The following is a 24,924-nucleotide window of genomic DNA, read 5'->3' on the forward strand; positions in this document are numbered from 1 at the left end:
CTATGGCTTGACACAGCCGTTGGCGCAGATCTTCCTCAAAACACCGCAAGGGAAGTAAATATTCAAAGGGTGAAATTCAGTACCTCAGCCAATACCGCAAATGCCGCTGCGCTTCAGGTAGCCTCATCCGCCCGTCGAATGGAGCAGATGATGCAGCTTCTTCCGATAGTCGCGTTGATATTCGTGGGTGGCTTGATTGTGAAAGCCCTCAGCAAAGCTGCCTGGCGAACAGCGCCGATGAACGCAGCCTTATCGTCTGGCCACAACCACGCGCTTAGTTCTGCTTATGGATCGTATGGCCGCACTCCTAGAGGGGACGGACAAGAGGCTGATGAAGGTTATCCGGAGCAGGAAGGTATTAGCGAGGAGACACCGGTAGAGCGGATTCACGTGAAGCCCATTCAACTCAAGACTGATCCAGCTCTTGAGCAGATCAATCGATTGGCAAAAGATAAGCCGGAGCAAGTTGCTCTCCTTATTAAGGGCTGGATGAGTGAGGATTCGAAATAATGAGACAAGCATCAGGTGAACTCTCAAGCCGTCAGAAAGCGGCCATTCTCTTGGTATCGCTTGGCACCGATACGGCAAGTAAATTACTTACTTTCATGTCAGAAGAAGAAGTTGAGTCTCTATCACTTGAAGTAGCGCGATTGGAGCGTATTCAACCCGATAAAAAGGAGCAAGTTCTCGGTGAATTCCATGAGTTGTGCCTGGGACAAAAGTATATAGCTGAAGGTGGAGTAGAAGCTGCTCAGAATGTTCTCGAAGCCGCATTCGGTGGGGAGCGTGCGAAATTCATCATTCGGCGTGTGGTCCAAGCGCTACAAATTGTGCCATTTGATTTTCTCAAAAAGACTGACCCCTCTCAGCTAATGAGTTTTATTCAAGACGAGCACCCGCAAACTATCGCGCTCATCCTGGCCTACTTGGCTCCTGACCTAGCGGCAAATGTCATGTCTAAGCTGCCGCTTGAGTTAAGGGCAGATGTTGCCGAACGGATTGCCTCAATGGATCGCACCCCTCCGGAAGTTATCCATCAGGTCGAGCAAGTGCTTCAGAAAAAGCTCTCATCCATCGTCTCATCCAACTTAACAAGTGCCGGTGGAGTAAAGGCGCTTGCAGAATTATTGAATATCGTTGACCGAGCCACTGAACGTACAATTTTAGATGGTCTTAGCGACACTAATCCGGAGCTTGCTGAGGAAGTCAAAAAGCTTATGTTTGTCTTCGAAGATATCATGCAAATTGACGACCGCGCCATCCAGCAAATTCTAAAGGAAGCGGATATGAAAGACCTTGCCCTCGCGCTTAAAGGAACCAGTCACGAAGTGCAAGAGCACATCATGCACAACATGTCAGAGCGCGCCGTTGACATCCTTAAAGAAGACATGGAATTCATGGGGCCTGTAAAAGTCCGTAATGTTGAAGAAGCGCAGCAAAGGATTGTAGCCATTATCCGCCGCCTTGAAGATGCCGGCGAAATCGTTCTGTCTCGTGGAGCGGAGGATGAAGTTGTCGTCTAGTGTAATTAAAGAAGGTTTAGTGACCACTGCAGCGCTCGCTCAAGTGCTTGAACTGGTTAAGCCGACTACGCGTTGTCCTCGCGAACGACGACGGCAAGCCGATTGCGGTCTTTGCGATTACCTTCGTAAAACCTATGAAGACATCAATGACCCTCTCGAAGTCGAAGGTTTAATATCGCAAACCTTCGCTGAAGCTCGCAATCAAGGTTTTGAAGCAGGTTATGCCGAAGCAACCCAAATAGTAAGGGCTGAAGCAGAACTTCGGTTTGAAGAAATGAAAAAGGATGTTCAAACGCTAATGGAGCGCATTCTGAACGCTGTTGACCAATTTCGCGTTGACGCAGAACCTGAATTGGTTGCGCTTGCACTCGAAATTGGCCGCAAAGTCATCCGGCAGGAATTACGAACCAATCATGATACAGTGATTGGAATCACTCGCGATGCCCTGCGGCGTATTCCACATAGCGAAAATATCGTCATCAAAGTCAATCCGCAGGACCTCAACTCACACCGTGAACACCGAGATGATTTCCTTCGAATTATGGACGGAGCTCGGCGTATCGATATCGTTGAAGATAGGCGAGTACCCCCTGGCGGCGTAATGATTGAAGCTGAAAGCACCACTGTTGATGCCAGAATTGAGACACAAATGGGAGCTATCACTGAAAGCCTAACTGATCCGGAACCACCCGGTGAAAACCAATGAATCTCACGCCAAAGCTAATTAAACCTGACCTATCTGCCTATCATGACCGACTGCGCAATCTCGATCCGGTCAAAATCAGTGGTCGCATTGCTCAAGTGGTCGGATTAGTAATGGAGTCAACGGGTCCAGGAACTCGAATCGGTGAATTGTGTGAAGTCCATCGACGACGCAACCAGACACCGTTATTAGCGGAGACCGTCGGTTTTCGCGGAGATCGAGTGCTTTTAATGCCTATCGGCGGAATGGACGGGGTTGGCATTGGAAGCGAAGTAGTCTCTACTGGACGAATTGCTTCTGTAAAGGTCGGACCGTCTTTGTTAGGCCGAATTCTTGATGGTCTTGGCAACCCGATGGACGGTGGCCCTCCCATTCAGGCTGAAAAGATTTACCCCTTAGAGAATTCACCCCCGAATGCGCTCGAGCGGAAGATGATCGATTCCCCGCTCCCGCTTGGAGTTCGGTCAATTGATAGCTTGATGACCTGTGCTCGCGGGCAACGTATCGGTATCTTCTCTGGTAGCGGTGTTGGGAAGAGTACGCTTTTAGGAATGATTGCCCGAAACGGAACAGCGCAGGTAAACGTTATTTCACTGGTCGGCGAACGCGGCCGTGAAGTGCGTGAATTCATTGAGCACGATTTAGGCCCCGAAGGTCTCGCAAGATCAGTCGTTATCGTTGCAACTTCCGATCAGCCATCTCTCGTACGCCTTAAAGCTGCTCTGGTAGCAACCGCTATCGCAGAGTATTTTCGCGATTGCGGGATGGATGTATTGCTCATGATGGATTCAGTAACCCGATTGGCGATGGCTCAGCGAGAGGTTGGTTTGGCAATTGGCGAACCGCCAAGCAGCAAGGGCTATACCCCATCGGTATTCGCAATGCTTCCCAAGCTCCTCGAACGCGCTGGAAATGGAGCTGTCGGTTCGATAACTGGCATCTACACAGTTTTGGTCGAGGGTGACGACACAAACGAACCAATCGCCGATGCGGTACGGTCGATTTTAGATGGGCACATTGTCCTCACTCGTAAATTGACGAACCGAGGCCATTATCCGCCTATCGATGTTTTGCAAAGTCTTTCCCGTGTTATGCCGATGATTACTTCTGACGAACATCGCGCTGCGGCAGTCAAAATACGCGACCTGATGGCTTCCTATAGCGATTCGGAAGATTTGATTTCCATCGGAGCTTATCAATCAGGGGCGAACACTAAAACGGACAAAGCCATCGCAATGATGCCCGTAATCGAAGAATTTTTGAAACAAGGCAAAGCTGAGCCGAGCGCCTATAGGACCACACTTGTGAAACTAATGGAAATGGCCAATGCGTAGATTTCGCTTCCGACTACAGAAAGTGCTGGATTATAAAAAAAAGCTCGAAGAAGAAGCCGAGCGAGTTTACGGACTAGCCAAAATTCAGCGTGAATTGGCTCAAAGCGTACTCGAACAGATTCGTAATGATTTGGCTGATGCGCTTACTAACTCGGGAGAATTCTCTATTGAGCGCTCTAAGCTTCGAGTGATCTTTATTGAAGCTTCGGAAGATAGGATGCGACAACAAGAAATTGTCATCGAAACGCTTGTTCGGGAAGAAGCAGTACTCAAGGAACGCTGGCTCGAAGCTCGAAAAGAACGCAAGGTGCTTGATAAGTTACATGAAAAAGCAGTTGAGCAATATCAGTACGAAGTCGACCACTTTGATCAAATAGCTTTGGATGAGTGGGGTACCCTCCACCGTCGAGCAGCCTAGAGAGAGTAAAAATGCCAATTGAAAACGTTCAAAATGTGATGCAGCGGATACAGATGATTGAAACGCGAATGGACCAGGTTTTTGGTTCACCGCCAACAACGCTCAATTTCCAAGACATGCTCAACGGCGCAGGGAAGAAAGAAGCAGTTAATTTGCCTTCCGACTTGGAGCCGCTTATCGGCGAGATGTCACAAAAATATCAGGTCGATGCGAATCTGATTCGAGCGGTCATCAAACAAGAATCAGGTGGCAATCCACGCGCAGTATCGCCTGCAGGCGCAAAAGGTCTAATGCAGCTTATGCCGGGAACAGCGTCCGGTCTAGGGGTCACTTCCCCGTTCGATCCTGCTCAAAACATGGACGGCGGAGTCCGATACTTAAAAGGCCTACTGGATCGTTTCGGCAACGATGTGCCAAAGGCATTAGCCGCCTATAATGCAGGCCCAGGCGCGGTTCAACGCTATAACGGCATCCCTCCCTATCGAGAAACTCAAAATTACGTCAAGCGCATCATGGGGATGATGGAATAAAAGTATTACGTAGTGCGTATTGCGTAATTTCCGGATTTCTGATACGCACTACTCACAACGTCATACGATCTGTAAACTTATGAAACTAGTAGTCATCGCTTTGGTAGCAATTGTGTTGCTTTTGGCAACGTTATATGGGCTGGCTAAGTTCGGGATAATTCCTGTCAAGAAAATGGCAGCATCGAATCCCGGGCTTGCCAGTGTATGTAAAGCTATCGGATTAGTAAGCGATAAAGATTTAAAGCCGGCTCTACCCCCTGCTCCACCGCCGTCAAATTCTGCAGTGACGCCAACGCCGCCAACCTTGTCCAAAAAGAAACCTGTTGTGGTAAAAACCTCTCAAAAAAGCGGGATTGACCGACTGGCTAATGTTTATGCTCAGATGGATGTCCCCGTGGTTGCGCAGCTTATGGCCAAGATGACCGACAAAGAGGTTATTCAACTATTCGATAGACTGCCTGATGACCAGGTTGGCGAACTTCTTAAGGTGCTGCCGAATAATAAAGCGCTTGCATTAAGTCGTTTGATCGCCGCACAAAAGAGCGCACCCCAATAACCACTTCGCCTATGTGCTATTCTCATTGGCGTGAGCGAAACCGACTACGAAATCCTTCTCAATTCCGACTTAGGGCAATGGCTGGAGCAGATGCTGCCTAAGCTGCCCGATGGCTCACCCGACCGCGAAAATGAGAAGGCTGAGCCAGTGCATGATCTCATTGCCGAACTTGCCGAACAAATAAGCGGCTTAAAATCCCAACAAAGTCATTTGCAGGAAGATTGCCGACAATGGCTGGACGCTATTTTATCATCCAAACGAAGCATGCTCCCAAAAAAGCTAGCTTCCAAACGCTGGATCGAGATAGAACCTGACGATTTTATAATCGAATGCCGGAATCGCAAGGTAAAATTTACCGATAGTGAGATCATAGAGGTGGTCAAACGATTGCGCCGATCACGCGAGCAACTTGATCCGATCACCCTACGTATTAAAGTAACACAACGCTTGGTAGAGATGATTGTCTACCGTCTATATGGGCTAACTCCATCTGAGGCTGCCCATGTTGATGATGAGGTCACACTAAGGAGATAGGTATGCGAAGATGGGTTTGGATTTCCTTTATTCTACTGCTTATAATAGTATTGTTCGCATCCGGACCGCTCGATGCTTTTGCAAGAGGCGGCGGTTTTGGCGGAGGTCGCGGCGGCTTTAGTGGCGGCGGAAGAAGCAGCGGAAGCAGTAGCGGTGGTTTTAGCGGCAGCAATCGTAGTTCTGGCGGGAGTGGATATAGCAGAAATACAGGTAGCAGATCACCAGGCGTCGGGTTCTTTTTCTTCCCGTTTGGCTTTGGATCAGGCGGCAGCTTTTTTACTATCATCATAGTCCTCGTTCTTGTCTTCATCGTCATGAATGTCGTCTCACAGATGAAACGCTCAAGAGCTGTTCCTTCATTTAACGCGCCGACAGGAGAATGGAATGTAGTCTCAGCTTCATTTCGTCTCCAGAGACCTGAATTCTACGTCCCAATCATGCATAACCTTATCGAAAACGGAGATTTCTCGGATATTCATGCCAGATCAAAGGCGCTTAATGAAGTTACATCGGCGATAGTTTGGGAAGATGTGAAAGACAGTTATGGCGGAACTAGCTCGCAGACAACCGACCCAGATGATGCTGGAATTACCGCTGAAAAGCTCAATCAATCAATCGTTCAAGCGCTTTCGATGAAAGCAACACTCGTCAACGTTACGGCCCCGGAGACGGGTGGGATTCAGTATGATGAGGAACAAAAAGATTTTGAACAGGTCATGCCGGAAAGCGAATGTATCCTCACCATCGTAACCGCAAACAGATCGACTGACATCAAGCGCCTTGATGAGGGATCAACAGCTTCCTACACTCTCTGGAAGCGATGGCAAAGTCCGAAGTTGCTGGATTGCGCTGCATTATACATCAGCTTTACCCCCGATCCAGGTGAGACATTGTCATCCGAAGAAGCTGTCAATGTGATGGTGCACATTGACAGCACATTAAGACGCTACTTCCCAACTCACGATCAATCCTAGGCGGATTTAGGGAGTTTTGGAGTACGCTTTTTGCCCGAATTCGGACGCCAAGCTTGGAATAGCGTTGAGACCAAATGAAGGAAACGATCGTATTGCATTAGCTTCAGAATGCGGCGAACCTTGCTATTCTCTTTGACAACAACTTTTAGGTCCAGATCTTTACTTTCCAGGCTATCCCGCAGCTCGGATAGCCACTTCAAACCTTCTTTATCGAGTTCGCTGGCATTGGTTAAATCAAGAATTACATAACGAGAGCCGTGCCCAAGCGTAGTCCTTGTTAATTGTTCAGGTGAGGGAGCAGTGGAATTCAAGTAGCCTTCTACAACAACAAACGCAGTCCTCCCTGCTGGCCGAACTTTGACAGTACATGTTTCCTTAGGCATCAGGCTTACTCCAAAAAGTTAAAATGTGAATAGAAGAGAGGACTTTCAATATTAATACTCGGTTGAAGCTCACTTAGGTTCCATATCAAACAAATTAAAAATTTCAAATTTTGGTATATTCACTGAGTAGACTTACGGGCAATCACTTCCATGATTTCTCCATGGATTGCTTTCCCTGCGATCGATCCAAAGGTTAGAAGCGACCTGAAGACAAAGGTTTTTATCATTTCCTTGGGTGATTTGGCTGAAGCTGTAGAAGTAACAGGGCTCGCGATTGCCAGGCGGCGATAGCGCATCGATTGAGGGAGGTAAAAAGCAGTCAAGAATTGGGTACTTATCGGCTTGAAACCTTCTTCGGCCATTAATTTTGAAAGTGTCGAGGGGGAAAAATGAGTAAAATGGCGTGGAATATCCCAAGGATACCAATCTTTACCAAAACGCCGTCTTTCCCAGCTATCGACATTTGGGAGAGTTATGAATAAGTATCCATCATCAGTTAGCCATTCGCGAACCCATCGAAGCGCCTGACGAGGATGCGGCACATGTTCAAGAACATGGGATAAAACTATCAAATCAAAGCTGCCAGATTCGAAACGTGTACCATCAATAGTCGAATTAACAATATCAAGCCCGCGCTCATCTCTAGCTCTCTTAGCTGCTTTTTCATCCATCTCCAACCCCTTGCACTGCCATCCAAGGGCTTTCATTTCTGTTAGAAAAGCGCCATCTCCACAACCAATATCCAACACGCGTCTTTGGCTTGTTTTTATTCGACTTAGCTTTCTGGCTAATCGTTGATGATAAATAGAGAGCCTGACTGCCTGCCCACCTTCCGGCGCATAAACGCCATAGGTGTCGGGATAGTAATCACGTAATGCTTCAGAGGTCGGGCGTGGGTTGGTATAAATTAATCCGCAGACTATACATTGTTGAACGCAAAACTCCCCTGGCACTCCAAGTAACCGGTCTGCGCCAACGAAAAGCTCCTGCGCTTGATTACTTCCACATAATTCACAAACCACTATCTCGGTATTAGGCATTTTTGTGATTGAGGTGATAGGTGCTAGGAGATAGGTCCTTGATTATCTTACTTAATCTTAATCTAATCCGGATTCTTGCTTCTAGTTTCTTGCTTCTTGCATCTCACGCCACCGGGACTGCTTGATCTCTTTCTACTTCTTTTTCAACAACGGTTTTAAGCGCAATTAAAGCTACTTCGATTTGGTCATCGGTTGGTTCACGAGTGGTTAGAAATTGACTAAGAAGACCAGGGGCGAAGGCTAGCTTGGTGATAGCTTTTGTCTTGAAACGTCCAGCCAATCGAATCGCCTCATAAGCAAAACCGGCGATGATGGGAAGCGCGATCATATGCAGAGGCATACGAAGAAATATTGGCGGTCTAGGTAAAAATGAAAACACAAAAATACTGATGATGAGCACCACCATAATGAAGCTGGTGCCGCAGCGGGGATGAAGGCGAGTTTGCAGTTTTGCATTTTCAAGCGTTAACGGCAAATTCGCTTCGAGGGTATTAACAGCCTTGTGCTCTGCGCCGTGATATTGAAATACCCGTTGAATATCTTTTAGCATGCCAATAACTGACACATAGATGACAAAAATGGTTATTCGAAGTACGCCATCCAGCATATTGAGCGATCTATCTTGCCAATGACGCGCTTTTAAGAGGTCGGATATGTAGGTAGGCAAGAAAACGAACAAAAACATGCCGAATATCAAAGCAAAAACCATCGCCCCGCCAACTGCAAATCCTTGAATCGAAGCGGATTTACTGTCTGGTACTACCTTAGCGGCTTCCCCTTCAGGCGCCTCTTTTTTCTCTTCTTCCAACTGAACGTTAGCAGAAAATTGAAGAGCTTTGATACCGAGGGCCATCGCGTCCAGCAAGGCCAATGTGCCTCTTAAAAATGGCCTCTTGAGCCACTTCTGACGACCAATCCAGGTAGCTTCAATAGGTTCGGATTGTAAAACGATTTCTTGCTTTGGGCTGCGGCAAGCGATAGCAAAATATCGAGGGCTGCGCATCATCACACCCTCGATCACTGCTTGTCCGCCGTATTGGAGATATTCTCCGGTTGGCATATTAATATAATTCAGCCAGCGGTGGGTCAAAGCTTACGCCGACCACCTCCTGCTGGCCGTCCTTACTTTTTGAGATTGTACTTCTGTAGGAATTTCTCGACGCGGCCTTCCGTGTCAACCAGCTTCTGCTTGCCGGTGTAAAATGGATGGCACTGCGAACAGATTTCTGTTCGAATTTCATTTCTTGTTGAAATCGAAGTAAAAACGCTTCCGCATGCACAGGTCACAGTGGCCTGAACATAACTTGGATGTATAGCCTTTTTCATATTCTGGCTTCCTCCTCCTCTGACGATCTAACCAAGGTATTATACCTCATAGCAAATAATTTAGGTTCCTTTCGCTCTACCATCAAGGAAAGAGCATCTAACCTGTTGAATATGCTGTTATTACTACTGATCTGAGTGAATTCAAGTTGAATAGATATTATAGATTTGGATTGGTTATTGCGTCGATATTATGCTCGTGCATAATTCCAATTTCTGCCTCTCCGAAAGCAGTATTGCTCATTTGCGATGAATCTCCTGCCAATTTTGGCGGGTATGCCTCGCAAGGCGCTGTCGGTTGGGTTTTATGGGGACGGGAAGAACCGCCAGGTACTCCGGCTCATCTGTTGGCACTCTCAACGGGCAGGCGCTTTAAAGGCGAAATTGACGATGCGCAGATCATGGTGGCAACCGCGCGGCTTGAAGCTGATTTTGCCAGGCAAGCTTTCAAGCGCCGCACAGGTATTATCGCCCCAAAAGAATCCTATATTGCGCTCAATATGGTCTCCCTTAAAAGTAGAGGCATTTTACGCCAAATAATGGGCGCCAGATTGGAAGAAGCCAAAAAACAAGCGCGAGCACTTCGTATTCCAGGCATGCCTTTATTACCTACAGCGCTCCCTGCTATAAACACACTGGGGTTTGCGCCATTAATCTCATCAAAGGGTGACGCGCTGCCTATATCGGCCTCCCAGTTCACCAGCCTAAACGATGACCTTCTTGTTATCTATGCGCCAAACCCCGCCGGGTGGCTAAAAACATTTCTCCCTCCCTCTAAAGAGATTGCACGAAGCAACACGGATATCTATGTCGTTTGCCTTCCAAGAGAAGTTAAACAGCATTTTACACGTTGTCTTTTCATCGGCCCACATTGGCCGTCAGGAACCCTTAAATCGCCGACAACTCGGTGGAGCGGTTTGATTGCTGAGACAAATATCGCTCCCACCATTCTTAATGGGCTAGGAGTATTCAGCCCAAATCAGAGCTTAGCTAGCTTTAAAGCCGGTAATGGCGAACAAATAGCCTATCGTTTCGGAGTATGGCAACAGTTTCAGCAGCGCTTTGGCGTTAGAATGCTGCTTATCATCGGGATTATTGTGGGGATTTGGCTATCGTTTAGGGTTATAAATTGGACTTTAACCAAACGGCGTCCAAGCTCATTAACTTTTGAACTTTGCTTCCTTGCTGCTATTCCTGCGGGAATGACCGTTGCAGGACTTCTGCCGGTTCCAAGCGTCTTTAGTTATCTTAGCATCACGGTTTTATCCAGCGCTTTAGTGGCATTAGCTTCGATTACTATTGGGCGAAAATCAAGTCGATTACCCCTCAATCTAGCGGCGCTATTTTCACTTGGGATTATTCTTATTGATTCCTGTTCGGGTCTGCACGGGGTTCGCCATTCTTTCTTCGGGCTTTACCTTTATTCAGGCGCGCGAATTTATGGGTTAGATAATGATTACCTTGGTTATTTAGTTGCTCTGGGCATCTGGTCAGTTGCGGGCTGGATGGCAGGTTTGCGAATGGTGAAAATCACCGGCAAATCTTTGCTTCTAGTCGCCGCATTCTTTGCGGTATTAGCCCTTCTACTTGGATTACCTAATATAGGCGCGAACGCGGGAGGGATTGCGGCAGCAGTTGCGGGACTTTTTGGGGCGGCACATCTTTTCGCCGGCAAACGCCTGCGTTGGGTGGAAATGATTGCTCTTCTGTTGCTTGGAGCAGCCTGTGCGATAAGTTTGGGCATATTCGAGTTGTCTCTATACGGAGCTTCAAGCAGCCATATGGGCAATGCTGTGCTTTCCGTTACCAGTCGCGGATTAGCAGGCTTTATCGGACTGTTTTCGAACCAGTCACAGTCCCTCTTAAGAATTGTCTATTCGCCCTTCATGCTGCTCACGATAATATGCTTTGTGCTTTTCTTCTATGGGGTATGGCGATGGCAAGGGGATTCGGTCAAACGCATTTTCAAACTGCGCCCTGCCCTTAAGCTGGGAGCTTATGCCTCCCTTTGGTCTGCGCTAACTTGCATCTTGTTCAATGATTCCGGTTTCATTTCGGCCTCAGTCATACTTGCTGCGAGTTTTATTTGGATAATGAACTGGATGATTAGAGATACCTAAGAAAATAGCTTCAGCAAACGAGTTGGTGTAGAACTTCGTATTAAAGGGCGGGGAGGATAGTGAATGAATATTATTAAAACCGGTTTACTTTTAACTGTCTTAACAATGATCCTTGTTTGGATTGGTGGCGCGCTAGGCGGCACTAACGGATTGATAACCGCGTTAGTATTTGCCGGCATTATGAATTTTTCTACTTATTGGTGGAGTGATAAGTTGGCAATTCGAATGGCAAGAGCGGAACCAATCGAGCCGGAACAATCGCCTCAGCTCTATCAAATGCTACAGAATTTATCCATGAGGGCACAAATTCCGTTGCCCAAAATGTATGTTGCGCCAAATCCTCAACCAAACGCATTCGCGACTGGCCGCAATCCTGAACATGCCGCAGTTGTAGTCAATGAAGGCTTATTGCGGATGCTTCCCGCCTCTGAGATTGAAGGGGTAATCGCACATGAACTTGCACACGTAAAAAATCGCGATACTCTGACAATGACTGTAGCAGCAACGTTGGCGGGCGCTATTTCGATGCTAGGATATATCGCTCGATTCGCTATGTACTCGCAAGACAGCCGCGATAGAGGAAACACTTTCATGGCAGCGATTTTCGCTCCGCTCGCGGCGATTATTATCCAACTTGCCATCTCCCGATCACGTGAGTATGAAGCGGATCGGGTTGGAGCCGAGATAGCCGGTACTCCTTTAGGGCTGGCCGATGCCCTCGAGCATCTTGAAGCTGGCGTTGCGCGTATTCCAGCTAACATCGCGCCCACGCAAGCCCCCTTATATATCGTCAATCCGCTAAAAGGCGGCGGCATATTTGCTCTCTTCAGCACCCACCCCCCAATCGCCGAACGGGTCCGCCGTCTAAGAGAAATGGCAGGAATGAGATAGTAGTTCGCTCCATTTCCCCCAAGTGTGTTATTATATAACTATAACGGGAGTATGAAATGAAGTTTAATCGAAAATTTGGATTTACCCTTATCGAGCTTTTGGTTGTTATTGCCATCATTGTTATCCTTGCGGCGATTCTCTTTCCTGTCTTTGCTGCGGCTCGCGAGAAGGCCCGGTCAGTGACCTGTATCAATAATTTCGGTCAGCTTGGGAAAGCATTTCTTGCTTATTCAAGCGATTATAATGACCGCCTTCCAGGCGATGGTCAAATGGGGTACCCGCCCAGAACTGGGCATTGGGTTTGTTCGGGTAATGGTTGTCCAGGATGCAAAGTGCAGGGCAACTTTACTGCCTGCAGGAATGTAGCTGTTCCAGAAGATGGCGTCTTATGGAGTTACACAAAAAACAGAGATATCTACCGATGCCCTACTTCAAAAATTATTAAGGACAACTCCTATATGGCCCCCCCTGGTTGGCCATGGATGCAAACCCCTGTAGTCCCCTCGTGGAATGGGAGCATGGCTTTCGTGACCTATTCCTTCAATAAATACTGCAATCGAATTAGACTGGCAACTGTGACCTTTCCCGCTGACACATTCTTTCTTTATGATGAGAGCGGTCATACGATTAATGATGCTCAATTCAGTCCTGACGGTTGGGATTTGCACGGTGACCAACATACGGATGGGTCTCACATACTTCACCTTGATGGGCATGTTAATCGTTATGCGTATGAATTAGTTAAAGGGGGCTGGAAAGGCGCAGGCAAGCTCTATTATCACTGCCTACCTTTGCGAAGGACGATGGACGGGCCGAGCTAGGGTGTGTCTTCCAGTGATTTGAAGAAGCTGGGTAGGTGGTTTTCAAGGTGGTCCTCGATGATTCCGAAGGATAGCTCGAGACCTAATACCCATAGTAGAATAATTGCTTCATCTTTTGGCATATCCAAAGCGCGGGCAAAAAAGTCTTTCAGGATATCTTCCAGCGTGGACTGCTTTTCGTTGAGGATTAGTGGCTGACTTTCGACATGGTGCTTTTGAAGAATCGCAAGAAAATCACGCACATTCGCAGGTGTTGCTCGATGCAAATCGGGACCAAACTGGCTATAGACCAGAGAACGAAACTCCGCGAGTTCCATGATAATTCCCCCTTAACCTAAAGGCGTTCGACCTTAACAAAACTCAGCAAATCTTCGACTTGTTGTCGGGTACAAATATCCGCTCCAGAGGTCAAAGCCGTTGCCGCCCCTGATGCTGTTCCCCACCGCAATGCCTCATCGATAGAGCAATTCTGAATGAGGCTATAAAGAATTCCTGCGATCATCGAGTCCCCCGAACCGATAGTACTCTTCGCTTCGATCTTCGGTGGAATTGCGCGGTATGCCACCCCGTCGCAAACAATAATCGCACCTTTTGCCCCTCTTGATAAGACGACCAGAGGGATCCCTTTGTTATTCAATTCTTTTGCGGCAGATACACATGCCGCCTCATCGGGCAACTCTTTCTGCAGCAACCGCTCAGCTTCTTTTACATTTGGCTTTATCATATAGGGGTGTTGATTTAAGGCAAGGCTCAACACTTCCGCATCCGCATCGAGGACAGCCTTTGCTCCCTCTTTTTGTGCAATATCAACGAGTTGCGAATAAGCATCTTTAGGAACACCGGGTGGAAGGCTTCCGCCGAAAGTAATCCACTGAAAGTGGCCGGCAGCGCTTTTTACCCGATGAACCAAACGCTCCCACTCTTCATCGTTGATATTTGGACCCGGCTCGTTGAATGTAGTCGGAGGGCAATGCTGGGCATCTTCTTCAATGCTGATATTCACTCGAGTCTCTTCGTCCACTCTGACGAAATCACAATCAACCCCTTCTTCAGTTAAGACGCCGCGAACCAAGTGCCCATTACGCCCACCTAAGAATCCGGTTGCAGTAACCTTTGTACCAAGAGCGGCGAGAACACGAGCGACGTTGATACCTTTTCCACCGGCATCCGTTTGGGACAGCTTCACGCGATTGGTATCACACGTCTTGATCCGATCGACGAAGAGGGTTCGATCGATAGAAGGGTTAAGAGTGACGGTAAGGACCATTTATAATCCCATTATATTAACAAGGCGAATTTTGTCCGGATTGAGAAATTTTTCAGAAGCGAGTATGATGGGAATAGGATCGCTGACCAATTTTTCGGTCACGATGCCAGCCATCTCACCGCTGTGACCCGCTAATAAAAGTTCAGTTGCATGTGTTCCCAGCCGAGTGGCGAGAACCCTATCGAAGGAGGTTGGCGAACCGCCTCTTTGCATGTGTCCAACAACCAAATACTTCGCATCACTACCTGTTTGGCTTGAAATAGCTTCAGCAACATCAACCGCTCTGGCAGCGCCTTCTGCAACAATTACGATACTTGAACGCTTCCCGCGTTTCTTACCTTCTCGAAGTACCTCGCAGACTTGCTCCATTGAGAAGGGTATCTCAGGAACAATAACGACCTCAGCGCCTCCCGCAAGCGCCACTTCTAAAGCGATGAAACCTTTCGTTCGACCCATAACCTCGATGACGAAGATGCGGTCGTGGGAATATGCCGTATCACGAACCTTGTCTATAGCTTCGAGGGCAGTGTTGACAGAGGTATCGAAACCTATCGTACAATCCGTTCCTGCCAAATCATTATCGATAGTTCCGGGCGCGCCCATAACGGGGATGCCGGTTTCCTTCATGAAAACCATTGCGCCTGTGAGTGAGCCGTCGCCTCCGATTACAACCAGTCCTTCAACCCCAAGTGTACGAAGGGTTTCAGCCGCTTTTTGACGACCTTCTGGATTTCGAAAATCTTGGCTTCGAGCAGAACGGAGAATAGTCCCGCCGCGGTTTATAATACCGCTGACTGTGGAGCTTTCCATTTCGATGTACTCGTTATCGATCATCCCCTGGTAGCCCGTGATGAACCCAACGACACTAACCCCTTGCGAGATAGCAGTGCGGACAACTGCGCGTACAGCCGCGTTCATTCCCGGTGCATCCCCACCACTTGTAATAACGCCAATTCGTTTCATTTAAACACCTGTTCTTACGTAAGCTAACCCCCATGTAACACGGGATCAACTCCACAAATCATTATCGGTTTATGGTTCAGGAAGTCCGAATGCGTTTAGCCATTCACGGAGTTTTTTCACTCTTAGAACGGCATCTGTTGGAAGCTGTAGAGGACGACCACGTGCATCGATGATTAAACCGGCAACTCCACCTTCGCATTCAACGGTAATCGGTTTACCCCGGCCTTCGCCCACATCGAACCCGCGGGAAGGTTTGATTTCAACCTGAACTTTTTCATGTTCGACAATCGGATAGACCTTAATTGACCCATAGGGAATGGTCTCCGTTTTGCCATTGAAAGTCAGTGTCACGCAAGGATCGCCCTCTTTAGCAGTACCGACAGGCGCAATACAGTGGCCAAGCTTAATCAAACAGTCACGATCGAAAACTTGTGCAGCCGGTTCGGGGGCGATTGTCGATAAAATCCCTAACTGCGGCATCATGAAGATCGAGTCAACCGCCAGCATGGTAATCCCTTGAGGCTGGTACGCATCCATCATCATCAAAGCGCTCTGCTCACGGTGGGGAGCGTGGCTTAAGACGCCTCCTGAGCCGATAATCATGTTAAGCCCCATCATGTCAATTGTCGATTGGCCTGATTCTTCCTGGCTCAAAGCTTCGCCGATATCGCGCTGTTGTTGAACACCCTTTAGACCGCGCGCCAATTCCTTATGATGGGTGAAAGCCAATCGCAGAGCCTCGCGAGCCACCGCTTGTTCCAGCAGAAGGTCTTCATAGGTCTGCGGAATAGTTGTCGGGCGGATCATTTTATTACGCAAGCGATTGCGGACCTCGAATGTATCGATGGGCAAAGGTATCCAACGTTGGATCTTTTCAGCGCTCGCTTCCATTAAAACGTTACAAATCGAGTAGCTCAATCCCAAGTTTGCGCTGACAGTTCGAACCAACCTGCCATCAAAAACAGAAAATACGTCAGTAGTAGCCCCACCGATATCAACACCAAGCAGGGAGATACCGCGTTGTTTAGCGATGGATTCCATGATATGACCGACCGCATTTGGAGTGGCCATAACGCCGGCGCTTGTCCAACTCATCAGCTTGGCATAACCGGGGGCTTGCTGCATTACGTGCTGAAGGAAGGTCTCATGGATTTCATCACGAGCCGGCCCCAAATTCTCGCGGCTAAGTTCAGGTCTCAGGTTATCGGTTACACGGACATCCGCCGTCTTATCCAAAATTCCCAGGACACTTTCGCGAGCATCCTTGTTGCCTGCAAAGATAACCGGCAGCTTCATATCGCCAAACCGGGGCTTGGGATCGGCAGCTAAAAGTGTCTCAGCCAAATCAATCAAGTGGGTGACCGTTCCCCCATCGGTTCCGCCCGACATTAGAACGATGTCAGGGCGAAGGTGGCGTAAACGCTCAACGCGCTGATACTCTTTGCGACCATCATTAACTGCGATTGTGTCGATGACGATTGCGCCTGCCGTTAGCGCTGCGCGCTTAGCGCTTTCGGCGCTCATTTCATAAACAACGCCCATGACGCTCATCTGAAGGCCGCCGCCGGCGCTGCTGGTGCTCAAATAGAGGTCAACGCCTTCCGTATCACCATTGCGTGGGCAGATCACCTTTCCGGAATCATCCAACAGCTTTAATGGCCCTTGAGGTCGGACTTCGGGATTAGCGGATAATTCTTCCACCTCACGCACCGCATTAGAGACCCCGATTGTTACATCTTCGAAGGGGGTTTCAACGGTTGTGGGCGCTTCACCACGAACGATTAAGCGGTATTCACCATCTCTCTTTTCAACTAAAATCGCTTTGGTAGTTGTACTACCACAGTCTGTAGCTAATATGGATCTAATTTCAGTCGCCAAGGCGTCCCTCCAACTGCTGGATATTATTCGTCTTATATACGATTTTAGCACCGACGAACGCCCATGCACAAGGTAAGAAACAAATGGCACGAAGCCCTATCAAGAAAAACCCAAACACCCCCACGGGGTGTCATTCAGAACGAAGTGTGGAATCTGTTTGAATAGGCGAGGGATCACAAACAGCTAAGCCAGGAGGAATATGACTTTCGCCTCACCCCCAAAGCTCGCTTGAGGTAACATTATGGGGTGTAAATTGAGCGATTTAAGGAGTGGAAAATGAGTAAGAAAACAGTTCGCGATATACCTGTAACCGATAAAAAAGTGTTGGTTCGAGTTGATTTTAACGTGCCGATGAAAGGCAAGGAAATCACAGATGACCGACGAATTCGCATGGCTTTACCGACTATCGAATTTCTTATCGCAAAAAACGCTAAAGTGATCCTCATGTCTCACCTCGGCCGTCCTGATGGAGTTAAAAATCCTGACTTATCACTGACTCCCGTCTCTAAAAGGCTAAGCGAGCTTTTGGGTAAGGACGTTAAGCAGCTTTCAGATGTGATTGGTCCAGAGGTCGAAAAGGCTGTTCAGGAGATTAAACAGGGTGATGTGGTTCTACTCGAAAACGTGCGATTTTATCCGGAAGAAGAAGACAACGATCCTGTCTTTGCCGCTAAATTAGCAAGTTTGGGTGAGGTCTTCATTAATGACGCATTCGGCTCAGCGCATCGAGCACATGCATCAACCGAGGGAGTAGCTCACGACCTTCCTTCAGCCGCTGGCTTTTTGATGGAGAAAGAGCTTGAATTCCTTGGTAAAGCCCTGACGAATCCGGCAAGACCGTTTGTTTCAATTTTGGGCGGAGCAAAGGTCGCCGATAAGATTCCTGTTATCGAGAACCTTTTGCCTAAAGTCGATAAGCTCATCATCGGCGGCGGAATGGCATTTACTTTCCTCAAAGCCAAAGGTTATGAGATTGGAAAATCTCTTCTCGACGAGAAGAGCCTCGAGCTTTGCATGGATATTCTCAATCGAGCGGGCGATAAGATTGCCTTGCCGGTTGATACTCTGATTACCGATGAGTTGTCGGATACCGCAAAAACTGAAGTTGTCATTGCTAATGCAATCCCAGCCGATAAGATGGGGGCGGACATCGGCCCAGAAACGCGAAAGTTATTTACAGAGATCATCAAGTCGGCTAAGACAGTCGTTTGGAATGGCCCGATGGGTGTCTTCGAGATGACTCCCTTTGCTGAAGGCACCAGATGTATAGCTGAAGCGATGGCAGAAGCTGATGCCATAACCATTGTTGGCGGCGGCGACAGTGCGGCGGCAGTTGAACAGATGGGTTTTGCCGACAAGATGAGCCATATCTCCACAGGCGGAGGCGCTTCACTGGAATTCCTGGCTGGCGATGTCCTTCCTGGAGTAGCGGTCTTACAAGATTAAAACGAAATACTTCACCTTCGTAAGACCATAAGGGGTTGAGTTATTCGTATAAAGGGTAAGCGAGATTTACTCGCTTACCCTTTATCAATCAGAAAATAAAGCGTTAGGGGGTCAAAAGTCCCGTTTAGGCTATCTAACTATGGGGTTTTGTTGACTAATCGTCGGGCTGAAGACATAATAAGAGAAGTATGCGAACGCAGTCGATTAAAAATCGGAGCACGATGGGACCACGATACGCTCGGAGAAAGATCATCCGGAAGCGAAAGAAGTGGCGTCTTGCTTTTATGGCCGTATCGAGCGTTATGTTGCTCTTCGTTGCTATCGGCTTCCTATACCTCGGCGTTGCTTATATTACTGAAGGCAGATTTGTCGACGAGTTCATTTCACTTACTGATACTCTTCCCAATACTAAGCCAACTCAGATTGTATCTGCAGATGGCGTTGTGCTTGCCCAGCTTTCGACAGATCGCCGCGAACCGGTGAAATTCAGCGAAGTCCCTGAGTACATCAAAAACGCGACTATCTCTGCCGAAGACCACAGCTTTTGGACACATCCAGGGATCGATATGCGCGGCATTGCCCGAGCAATGTTAGCCAACCTCAAACATCAGTCAGTCGAACAGGGCGCAAGCACTATCACTCAGCAGCTAGCTCGTAACGCTTTTCTTAATCAAGAACGAACTTTCAACCGTAAAATCCGCGAAGTGATGATTGCCGTTCATCTCGAAAAGAAGTTGAGCAAAGAACGGATAATGGAGCTATATCTCAGTAGGGTTTATTACGGAGCGCGTGCCTATGGGATCAAGGCAGGGGCGCATGTTTATTTCGGGAAAGAACTAAAAGACCTCACTTTGGCGGAAGCGGCGCTTCTTTCCGGTCTCCCACAACGTCCGTCTGTTTTTGCTCCTAAGCAAGGCCGCGATAATAGCCGAGCAAAAGTTCGCCGCAACAGCGTCCTGCAGAGTATGCTCCAGTTGGGATACATTAATCAGCAGCAATATGAAAAAGCAAAAATGGAACCGATCCGGATCATTGCTCGCACCAGAAATTACAGTCAACACCTCGCCCCATATTTTGTTAGCTATATCCTGCAGCAACTTAAAGAACAGTACCAACTCGATTTCCAAGAAATGGACGGCTGGACAATCCATACAACCCTGCGCTACGACTTCCAAGTCGAGGCAGAAAATGCTCTTCATGCAACATTAAGAGGGCGCAGATTTCCAAATGAAGGCGCAGTGGTGCTGATTGATACCGATGGTCGAATATTGGCGATGGTAGGAGGCTCTGATTTCAAGCGTAGAGAGTTCAACACCATTGCAGATGGGCACAGACAACCAGGCTCTTCCTTCAAACCTATCGTCTACTCAACCGCCTTTGAAGAAGAAGCGCTATCTCCGGGATCGTCTTTAGCCAACCGTACCATGAGATATCCAAACGGAAAAACAGTAGGCGCTAATGACCATTTTCCCGAAAGCGTCTCAGCAGAAACGGCGTTAGTGTATTCGATTAATATTCCTGCTATCCATGCCCTGGAGGCAGCTGGGATAAGCAGAGTTATTTACTACGCGCAAAACCGATTTGGGTTTAATACTAAGAATTTCAACCCGGGGCTTGCTTTGGCTCTAGGTTCTAGTGAAGTCAGCCCCCTTGAAATGGCACAGGCCTATTCGGTTTTTGCCAATGATGGAACACGCGTAACCCCATACGGTTTAGCCAGCTTGAAAGGGCCGGACGGGGTTGTTAATCGTACTTTCGAACCCATTATCTATCCTGGAATGCTATCGAGCCGCACCATAGACACAATGAATAGTCTCCTTCGCCAAGTTGTCCAGCGCGGAACGGCTGCTGGAGCATCGGGCATTCATAGTGTAATGAATGCTCACGGAAAGACCGGCACTACCGATGAAAATAGGGATGCTTGGTTCTGTGGTTATACCGATAAGTATGTGGGAATTGTTTGGGTCGCTTACGTAACCTATAATAAAAATCCGAAACATCCCGTAAGCTACAATCAGATGCCTGGCGTCTTTGGGGGTAATACGGCTGCCGTCATCTGGGCGAAGATGTTGAATTCTGTTCAAGCAATCGATAAACGTAAAACACAGGCTTCTGAAGCTGCTTCCATGATCACTTTGCGTATCTGCAGCGATAGTGGACTTCTCGCCAATTCGAGCTGTCCTAACACCAGCTTACGAAAGTTCATTCGCAATGCCGTCCCACGGGTACGCTGCAATCTCCATTCAGCAGCATCTAACCCACAGGGTGCCTCAACACCTAATGTGTCCAACATGACTGCTGGCGAGAATGGACAGCCAATTGAAAATCCAGTTGTGTTGCCTCCTCCTCCCAGCTACACTCCGCCAAGCAATACTGGACCGCCTCCTTCAAGTACTACTGACATGGTGACCGTTACCGTTTGTGCTGACACAGGGCTTCGGGCTAATCCATATTGCCCTGAAAAAGTTCAAATGACATTCAAGCGAGGCGAAGATCCCAAGCGTTTCTGTCGTCGTCATCGCGAAGGGAGCACGTACTGAAATGTGGCTTGACCTCCCTCAGAAACCTGAGATTCCGCCTCGAGTCCGAGCCTTAAGTATCATCGTCGGAACGCTTCTTTTTTGCTTATTAGGGAGGCTTTGGTATTTACAGGTGGCTCTGGGACAAGATTTGTTCCTTCAGTCGAAAAATAATACGGTTCGAACTGATCGGCAAGCGCCCCCGCGAGGGCTGATTACGGATCGGGTTGGTCGTCCAATAGCTACTGTAGAGCTACAAGAGGTGGTTTTCCTTTCACCCTTCGATGCGAAATCCCATCCCGAAACAGTGGCACAAGTAGCGCACATCTTGGGGCAATCACCGCAGGATATCCAAGACGTACTTAATGCAAGCCAGGTAGGTCTATATAAGCCGGTTCCTATCTGTGTGGGTCTAACTCGTCATCAACTTACGCATCTTCTGGAAAACCAAAATTCGCTACCCGGCATCACAATTAGCCAGCAACCAATTAGAAAGTATATTCAAGGTCGCTTATGGGCGCACCTTGTTGGCTATGTTGGTCCGATTAATCAAAAGGAATTGAAAGATTCAGTCTCACATGAATACTCGCCGAGGGATTTTGTCGGCAAGCTTGGAGTGGAAGGAGCTCAAGAAGAGTATTTACGGGGAGAGGCAGGCGGCGAAAGGTATGAGGTCGATGCGCGTGGTCGGCGGTTACGCTTTCTCGGCCCGAGCGATCCTGTGCCAGGGGAGCAGTTGATCTTAACGGCTGATACGAATTTACAGCAGGCAGCTCTCAAAGCTTTGGCCGGTCGTAAAGGCGCGGTTGTTGCTATAGTGCCACACACCGGCGAGGTATTGACTTTAGTCAGCAGTCCATCATTCGACCCTAATGTGTTCACGCGCAAGCTTTCCAGCAAAACTTGGGGCGCTTTGAATAATAATCCCGAACTACCACTTCACAATCGAGCGATTGCAACAGCCTTCGCACCCGGCTCGATATTCAAGATGGTCACTGCTGCAGCAGGTCTGAAAGCCGGAACACTTTCTCTCTCGACTACTGCCTATTGTCCAGGTTATATTATGTTAGGTCGCTGGCGATTTCGATGTCATACAACTCATGGCCCTATTGATTTCATCGGCTCTATTTCTAAGTCATGTGACGTGTTTTTCTACCATGCCGGATTAAAGATGGGGCCACAGATACTAGCCGATACCGCAAGAGAATGTGGGCTTGGAAGTCAAACAGGGATTGACCTATGGAGCGCTTTGAACGGAAAAGTGCCTAATGAGTTGCGCGGAAACGTGCCTGATCCGGCTTGGAAAGAACTTAAAATGCACGATAAGTGGCGCGGTGGTGACACTGTCAATATGAGTATTGGACAAGGCTTTCTTACTACCACCCCAATTCAAATGGCTTGCGTAGCTTCTATGATCGCCAATCGAGGCGAAATATTTAAGCCCCAAACAGTGCAGCGAAGAAAAATCGGGAAGAATATCACCTATCAATTCAAGCCTGAGCTGAAATACCAGATCAACTTGCCCCCTGAATACTGGAGCGCGATCATTCAGGGGATGTCCGATGCAACCACCTCGGGAACGGCGGTCAGCGTTGCAATCCCAGGAGTAAATATCGCCTCAAAGACCGGTTCAGCCGAAGAAGGTCGTGGTCGCACCCATGCCTGGTATGTCGGTTTTGCGCCTGTCGAGAACCCGCAGATTGCTCTCTGTGTGTTTGTCGAACGCGGCGGACACGGCGGCGCCGCAGCAGCTCCGGTAGCCAAAGAAGTCTTCAAAGCTTTCTTCCACAAGTAACCCGTATGCCTTTAATTCTCTCCTACTAACAAATCGCGCAAGAACGGATTGTGTTGGCGTTCGGTTTTAATATCCGTTGACGGACCATGGCCGGGATAGATACGAGTGTCTTCAGGTAATGGAAGCAAGGTCTTTCGAATCGACCCCATAAGTTCATCATAGTCCCCATATAGCAAATCAGTTCGGCCTATGCTACCGGCAAAGAGAGTATCGCCGGTAAATACGATGCCAGGAACTTCCAGGATAATGCCTCCCGGACTATGCCCTGGCGTGCGGCGACTCGCTACTTTAATATAGCCAATAATCAACTCATCGATATCTTCCAGTAAACGATCAGGGTTGGCCTGTTCTGGCACATCGATTCCAAAGTTAGCTGCCTGACGATGTGCAAGTTTCAAAAGGGGAATATCAGATGAATGCATCGCAACTGGCGCGCCAAACTGATTTTTGAACACAATATTCCCCGCCACATGGTCGAAATGTCCATGAGTGTTGATAATCCAGACAAGACGATATTTCCCTTGTTGAACGAAAGCTACCACCGGTTCACATTCGAGGCCAGGGTCAATAACAGCCGCCTCACCTGACGTTTCATCAACCAATACATAAGTATTGTTTTCAAGAGGACCTGTCGTAAAGGCGTATACCTGCATAGTCCACCTACTTCATAAATTTGGCTTCTCAGCACTCTATTTTGCGTTTGCCTTCAAAAGCAAATAATTATATTTCTCATATTATCACACAACATGCCAAATTCCGCCACTGAAAACATTGGATTTTGAATGGGTCTCACTACCGATATTGCTTGCACAGGTACAATAAAGGGGAAGATGTTGAAAATTTTTAATGGTTAATCTTTATCGCTCGGCTAACAATGTCACACAAGTTACCCAAACGCTGATCGCAGTCAATCTGATGATGGCGCTTGTGGTGTTTGTTAATGGTGGGTTCGGTAATCCATTAACCTATATCGCAGCAGGGGCTGATGTGCCTCAGTTAGTTAAGGCCGGTGATTATTGGCGTTGGGTATCCGCAACGTTTATTCATGCCGATTTAGTCCACTTAGCCTTCAATATGTTCGCGCTCTACCAACTCGGCACCCTCATCGAGAAGCTCTATGGTTCATCCAAAATGCTTATCATCTATGTGCTGAGCGGGATTGGAGGGTCGATTATTTCTGATATCTTCATGCACCATGGCTATTCGGTCGGCGCTTCCGGTGCGGTTTTTGGTTTAGTCGGCGCTGCATTAGGGATGGGGCTTCGCCACCGAGACCAACTCAGCCCCGCATTCAAGCAATATCTCGTTAGTGGCCTTGGTCCTCTAGTGATTTTCAACTTCCTAATCGGATTGAATAGTCAAGTTATCAACAACTGGGCACACGGTGGAGGTTTCGTTACCGGCTTTATCTGCGGCTATTTGATCTATCCCGACCTGGCCTATTATCAACCTCGCCGTACCCCTTTTGCCCTTTACGGGACTATCGCTGTTTCTCTTATACTGGTCTACACTACCATTTTCATGTTGCCAAGCGCATTAAAACCGTCCTATGGCTACGCTCACCAACCAATGCGCCAATATGTAGACCCGCATCATCGCTTTACTTTCAAATATCCGAAGATCTGGAATATTAATAACGAAGAAGCAATCGGAATGGTAATGGCAACGACTGAACTCTATGCTAATTTCAGTGTAATTATCATCCCGCTAACACAAGACCTTAATCCAGCCGCCCTTTCAAAGCCTCAAATCGATTCTCTAATAAAGCAAGAAAAACTACTATTATCTGAATTCTATCCAAAAGGCTTAAAGTCAAAAACCTCCATCGGAAAAGATGCAATTTACGTTCAGTTCGAAGCTCGTAATGATGAGAATGCAGCATCGCCAGTTTATTACGGTATAAGCA

Annotated in this window: 25 protein-coding genes; 16 read left to right on the forward strand and 9 right to left on the reverse strand. The window is 48.0% G+C overall.

Going from position 1 to position 24,924, the window contains the following annotated elements; all coding sequences use genetic code 11:
- The 9 genes from WCO51_00560 to WCO51_00600 form a co-directional block, all read left to right on the forward strand.
- Positions 1-510 (forward strand): hypothetical protein (locus WCO51_00560; GenBank protein ID MEI6511753.1); only part of this gene is annotated, 510 nt, incomplete at its 5' end.
- Positions 510-1,523 (forward strand): flagellar motor switch protein FliG, encoded by a 1,014-nt coding sequence (gene fliG, locus WCO51_00565; GenBank protein MEI6511754.1) that lies wholly within the window; start codon positions 510-512, stop codon positions 1,521-1,523. The genes WCO51_00560 and fliG, both read left to right, overlap by 1 nt.
- Positions 1,507-2,229, forward strand: coding sequence for a FliH/SctL family protein (locus tag WCO51_00570; GenBank protein MEI6511755.1), 723 nt, complete (start codon positions 1,507-1,509; stop codon positions 2,227-2,229). Before fliG ends, WCO51_00570 begins: the two co-directional genes overlap by 17 nt.
- Entirely contained in the window at positions 2,226-3,560 is a 1,335-nt protein-coding gene (locus tag WCO51_00575; protein ID MEI6511756.1) for a FliI/YscN family ATPase, read from the forward strand. The genes WCO51_00570 and WCO51_00575 overlap by 4 nt, the downstream gene beginning before the upstream one ends.
- A complete protein-coding gene (gene fliJ, locus WCO51_00580) occupies positions 3,553-3,978 on the forward strand; it encodes a flagellar export protein FliJ (GenBank protein MEI6511757.1) in 426 nt (141 codons plus the stop codon). The genes WCO51_00575 and fliJ overlap by 8 nt, the downstream gene beginning before the upstream one ends.
- 11 nt (positions 3,979-3,989) lie before the next feature.
- The gene (locus tag WCO51_00585) at positions 3,990-4,508 is read left to right on the forward strand and encodes a lytic transglycosylase domain-containing protein (GenBank protein MEI6511758.1); all 519 of its coding nucleotides are present in this window, start codon (positions 3,990-3,992) and stop codon (positions 4,506-4,508) included.
- Positions 4,509-4,587: 79 nt separating this feature from the next.
- Complete coding sequence (locus WCO51_00590; GenBank protein ID MEI6511759.1) at positions 4,588-5,064, forward strand: hypothetical protein; 477 nt, start codon at positions 4,588-4,590, stop codon at positions 5,062-5,064.
- 30 nt (positions 5,065-5,094) lie between these two features.
- The gene (locus WCO51_00595) at positions 5,095-5,598 is read left to right on the forward strand and encodes a hypothetical protein (GenBank protein MEI6511760.1); all 504 of its coding nucleotides are present in this window, start codon (positions 5,095-5,097) and stop codon (positions 5,596-5,598) included.
- A gap of 2 nt (positions 5,599-5,600) precedes the next feature.
- On the forward strand, positions 5,601-6,572 hold the full coding sequence (locus tag WCO51_00600; protein MEI6511761.1) for a hypothetical protein: 972 nt from the start codon (positions 5,601-5,603) through the stop codon (positions 6,570-6,572).
- On the opposite strand, the gene WCO51_00605 is transcribed toward WCO51_00600, so the two are convergent.
- From WCO51_00605 to rpmE, 4 genes are all read right to left on the reverse strand, one after another.
- A complete protein-coding gene (locus tag WCO51_00605) occupies positions 6,569-6,955 on the reverse strand; it encodes an STAS domain-containing protein (protein ID MEI6511762.1) in 387 nt (128 codons plus the stop codon). The two genes, WCO51_00600 and WCO51_00605, sit on opposite strands and share 4 nt — an antisense overlap.
- A 119-nt stretch (positions 6,956-7,074) precedes the next feature.
- Positions 7,075-7,977, reverse strand: coding sequence for a class I SAM-dependent methyltransferase (locus WCO51_00610; protein MEI6511763.1), 903 nt, complete (start codon positions 7,975-7,977; stop codon positions 7,075-7,077).
- A gap of 121 nt (positions 7,978-8,098) precedes the next feature.
- Complete coding sequence (locus tag WCO51_00615) at positions 8,099-9,055, reverse strand: DUF1385 domain-containing protein (GenBank protein MEI6511764.1); 957 nt, start codon at positions 9,053-9,055, stop codon at positions 8,099-8,101.
- Between the two features lie 62 nt (positions 9,056-9,117).
- Positions 9,118-9,321, reverse strand: a complete 204-nt coding sequence (rpmE, locus tag WCO51_00620; GenBank protein ID MEI6511765.1) for a 50S ribosomal protein L31 — start codon at positions 9,319-9,321, stop codon at positions 9,118-9,120.
- Positions 9,322-9,554: 233 nt separating this feature from the next.
- Between rpmE and WCO51_00625 the strand changes: the two genes are divergently transcribed.
- The 3 genes from WCO51_00625 (at position 9,555) to WCO51_00635 (ending at position 13,150) form a co-directional block, all read left to right on the forward strand.
- Positions 9,555-11,438, forward strand: coding sequence for a hypothetical protein (locus tag WCO51_00625; GenBank protein ID MEI6511766.1), 1,884 nt, complete (start codon positions 9,555-9,557; stop codon positions 11,436-11,438).
- Positions 11,439-11,501: 63 nt separating this feature from the next.
- Positions 11,502-12,329: a zinc metalloprotease HtpX gene (locus tag WCO51_00630; GenBank protein MEI6511767.1), complete on the forward strand. Its 828-nt coding sequence runs from the start codon at positions 11,502-11,504 to the stop codon at positions 12,327-12,329.
- Positions 12,330-12,385: 56 nt separating this feature from the next.
- Complete coding sequence (locus WCO51_00635; GenBank protein MEI6511768.1) at positions 12,386-13,150, forward strand: DUF1559 domain-containing protein; 765 nt, start codon at positions 12,386-12,388, stop codon at positions 13,148-13,150.
- On the opposite strand, the gene WCO51_00640 is transcribed toward WCO51_00635, so the two are convergent.
- The 4 genes from WCO51_00640 to WCO51_00655 form a co-directional block, all read right to left on the reverse strand.
- Positions 13,147-13,467: a hypothetical protein gene (locus tag WCO51_00640; protein MEI6511769.1), complete on the reverse strand. Its 321-nt coding sequence runs from the start codon at positions 13,465-13,467 to the stop codon at positions 13,147-13,149. The two genes, WCO51_00635 and WCO51_00640, sit on opposite strands and share 4 nt — an antisense overlap.
- Before the next feature lie 17 nt (positions 13,468-13,484).
- Positions 13,485-14,417, reverse strand: coding sequence for a 1-phosphofructokinase (gene pfkB, locus WCO51_00645; GenBank protein MEI6511770.1), 933 nt, complete (start codon positions 14,415-14,417; stop codon positions 13,485-13,487).
- Entirely contained in the window at positions 14,418-15,380 is a 963-nt protein-coding gene (pfkA, locus tag WCO51_00650; protein ID MEI6511771.1) for a 6-phosphofructokinase, read from the reverse strand.
- A gap of 69 nt (positions 15,381-15,449) precedes the next feature.
- Entirely contained in the window at positions 15,450-17,258 is a 1,809-nt protein-coding gene (locus WCO51_00655) for a glutamate mutase L (protein ID MEI6511772.1), read from the reverse strand.
- A 276-nt stretch (positions 17,259-17,534) separates the two neighbouring features.
- Here WCO51_00655 and WCO51_00660 point away from each other — a divergent pair, with 276 nt between their 5' ends.
- The 3 genes from WCO51_00660 (at position 17,535) to mrdA (ending at position 23,018) form a co-directional block, all read left to right on the forward strand.
- Positions 17,535-18,704 (forward strand): phosphoglycerate kinase, encoded by a 1,170-nt coding sequence (locus tag WCO51_00660; GenBank protein ID MEI6511773.1) that lies wholly within the window; start codon positions 17,535-17,537, stop codon positions 18,702-18,704.
- A 221-nt stretch (positions 18,705-18,925) separates the two neighbouring features.
- Complete coding sequence (locus tag WCO51_00665) at positions 18,926-21,244, forward strand: PBP1A family penicillin-binding protein (GenBank protein ID MEI6511774.1); 2,319 nt, start codon at positions 18,926-18,928, stop codon at positions 21,242-21,244.
- Between the two features lies 1 nt (position 21,245).
- Positions 21,246-23,018: a penicillin-binding protein 2 gene (mrdA, locus tag WCO51_00670; protein MEI6511775.1), complete on the forward strand. Its 1,773-nt coding sequence runs from the start codon at positions 21,246-21,248 to the stop codon at positions 23,016-23,018.
- A gap of 11 nt (positions 23,019-23,029) precedes the next feature.
- Here the strand turns inward: mrdA and WCO51_00675 are convergent, their stop codons facing one another.
- Positions 23,030-23,671, reverse strand: a complete 642-nt coding sequence (locus WCO51_00675) for an MBL fold metallo-hydrolase (GenBank protein MEI6511776.1) — start codon at positions 23,669-23,671, stop codon at positions 23,030-23,032.
- Between the two features lie 193 nt (positions 23,672-23,864).
- Here WCO51_00675 and WCO51_00680 point away from each other — a divergent pair.
- Positions 23,865-24,924 (forward strand): rhomboid family intramembrane serine protease (locus tag WCO51_00680; GenBank protein MEI6511777.1); only part of this gene is annotated, 1,060 nt, incomplete at its 3' end.

The sequence above is a fragment of the bacterium genome, from assembly GCA_037131655.1.
Lineage (GTDB): Bacteria > Armatimonadota > Fimbriimonadia > Fimbriimonadales > JBAXQP01 > JBAXQP01.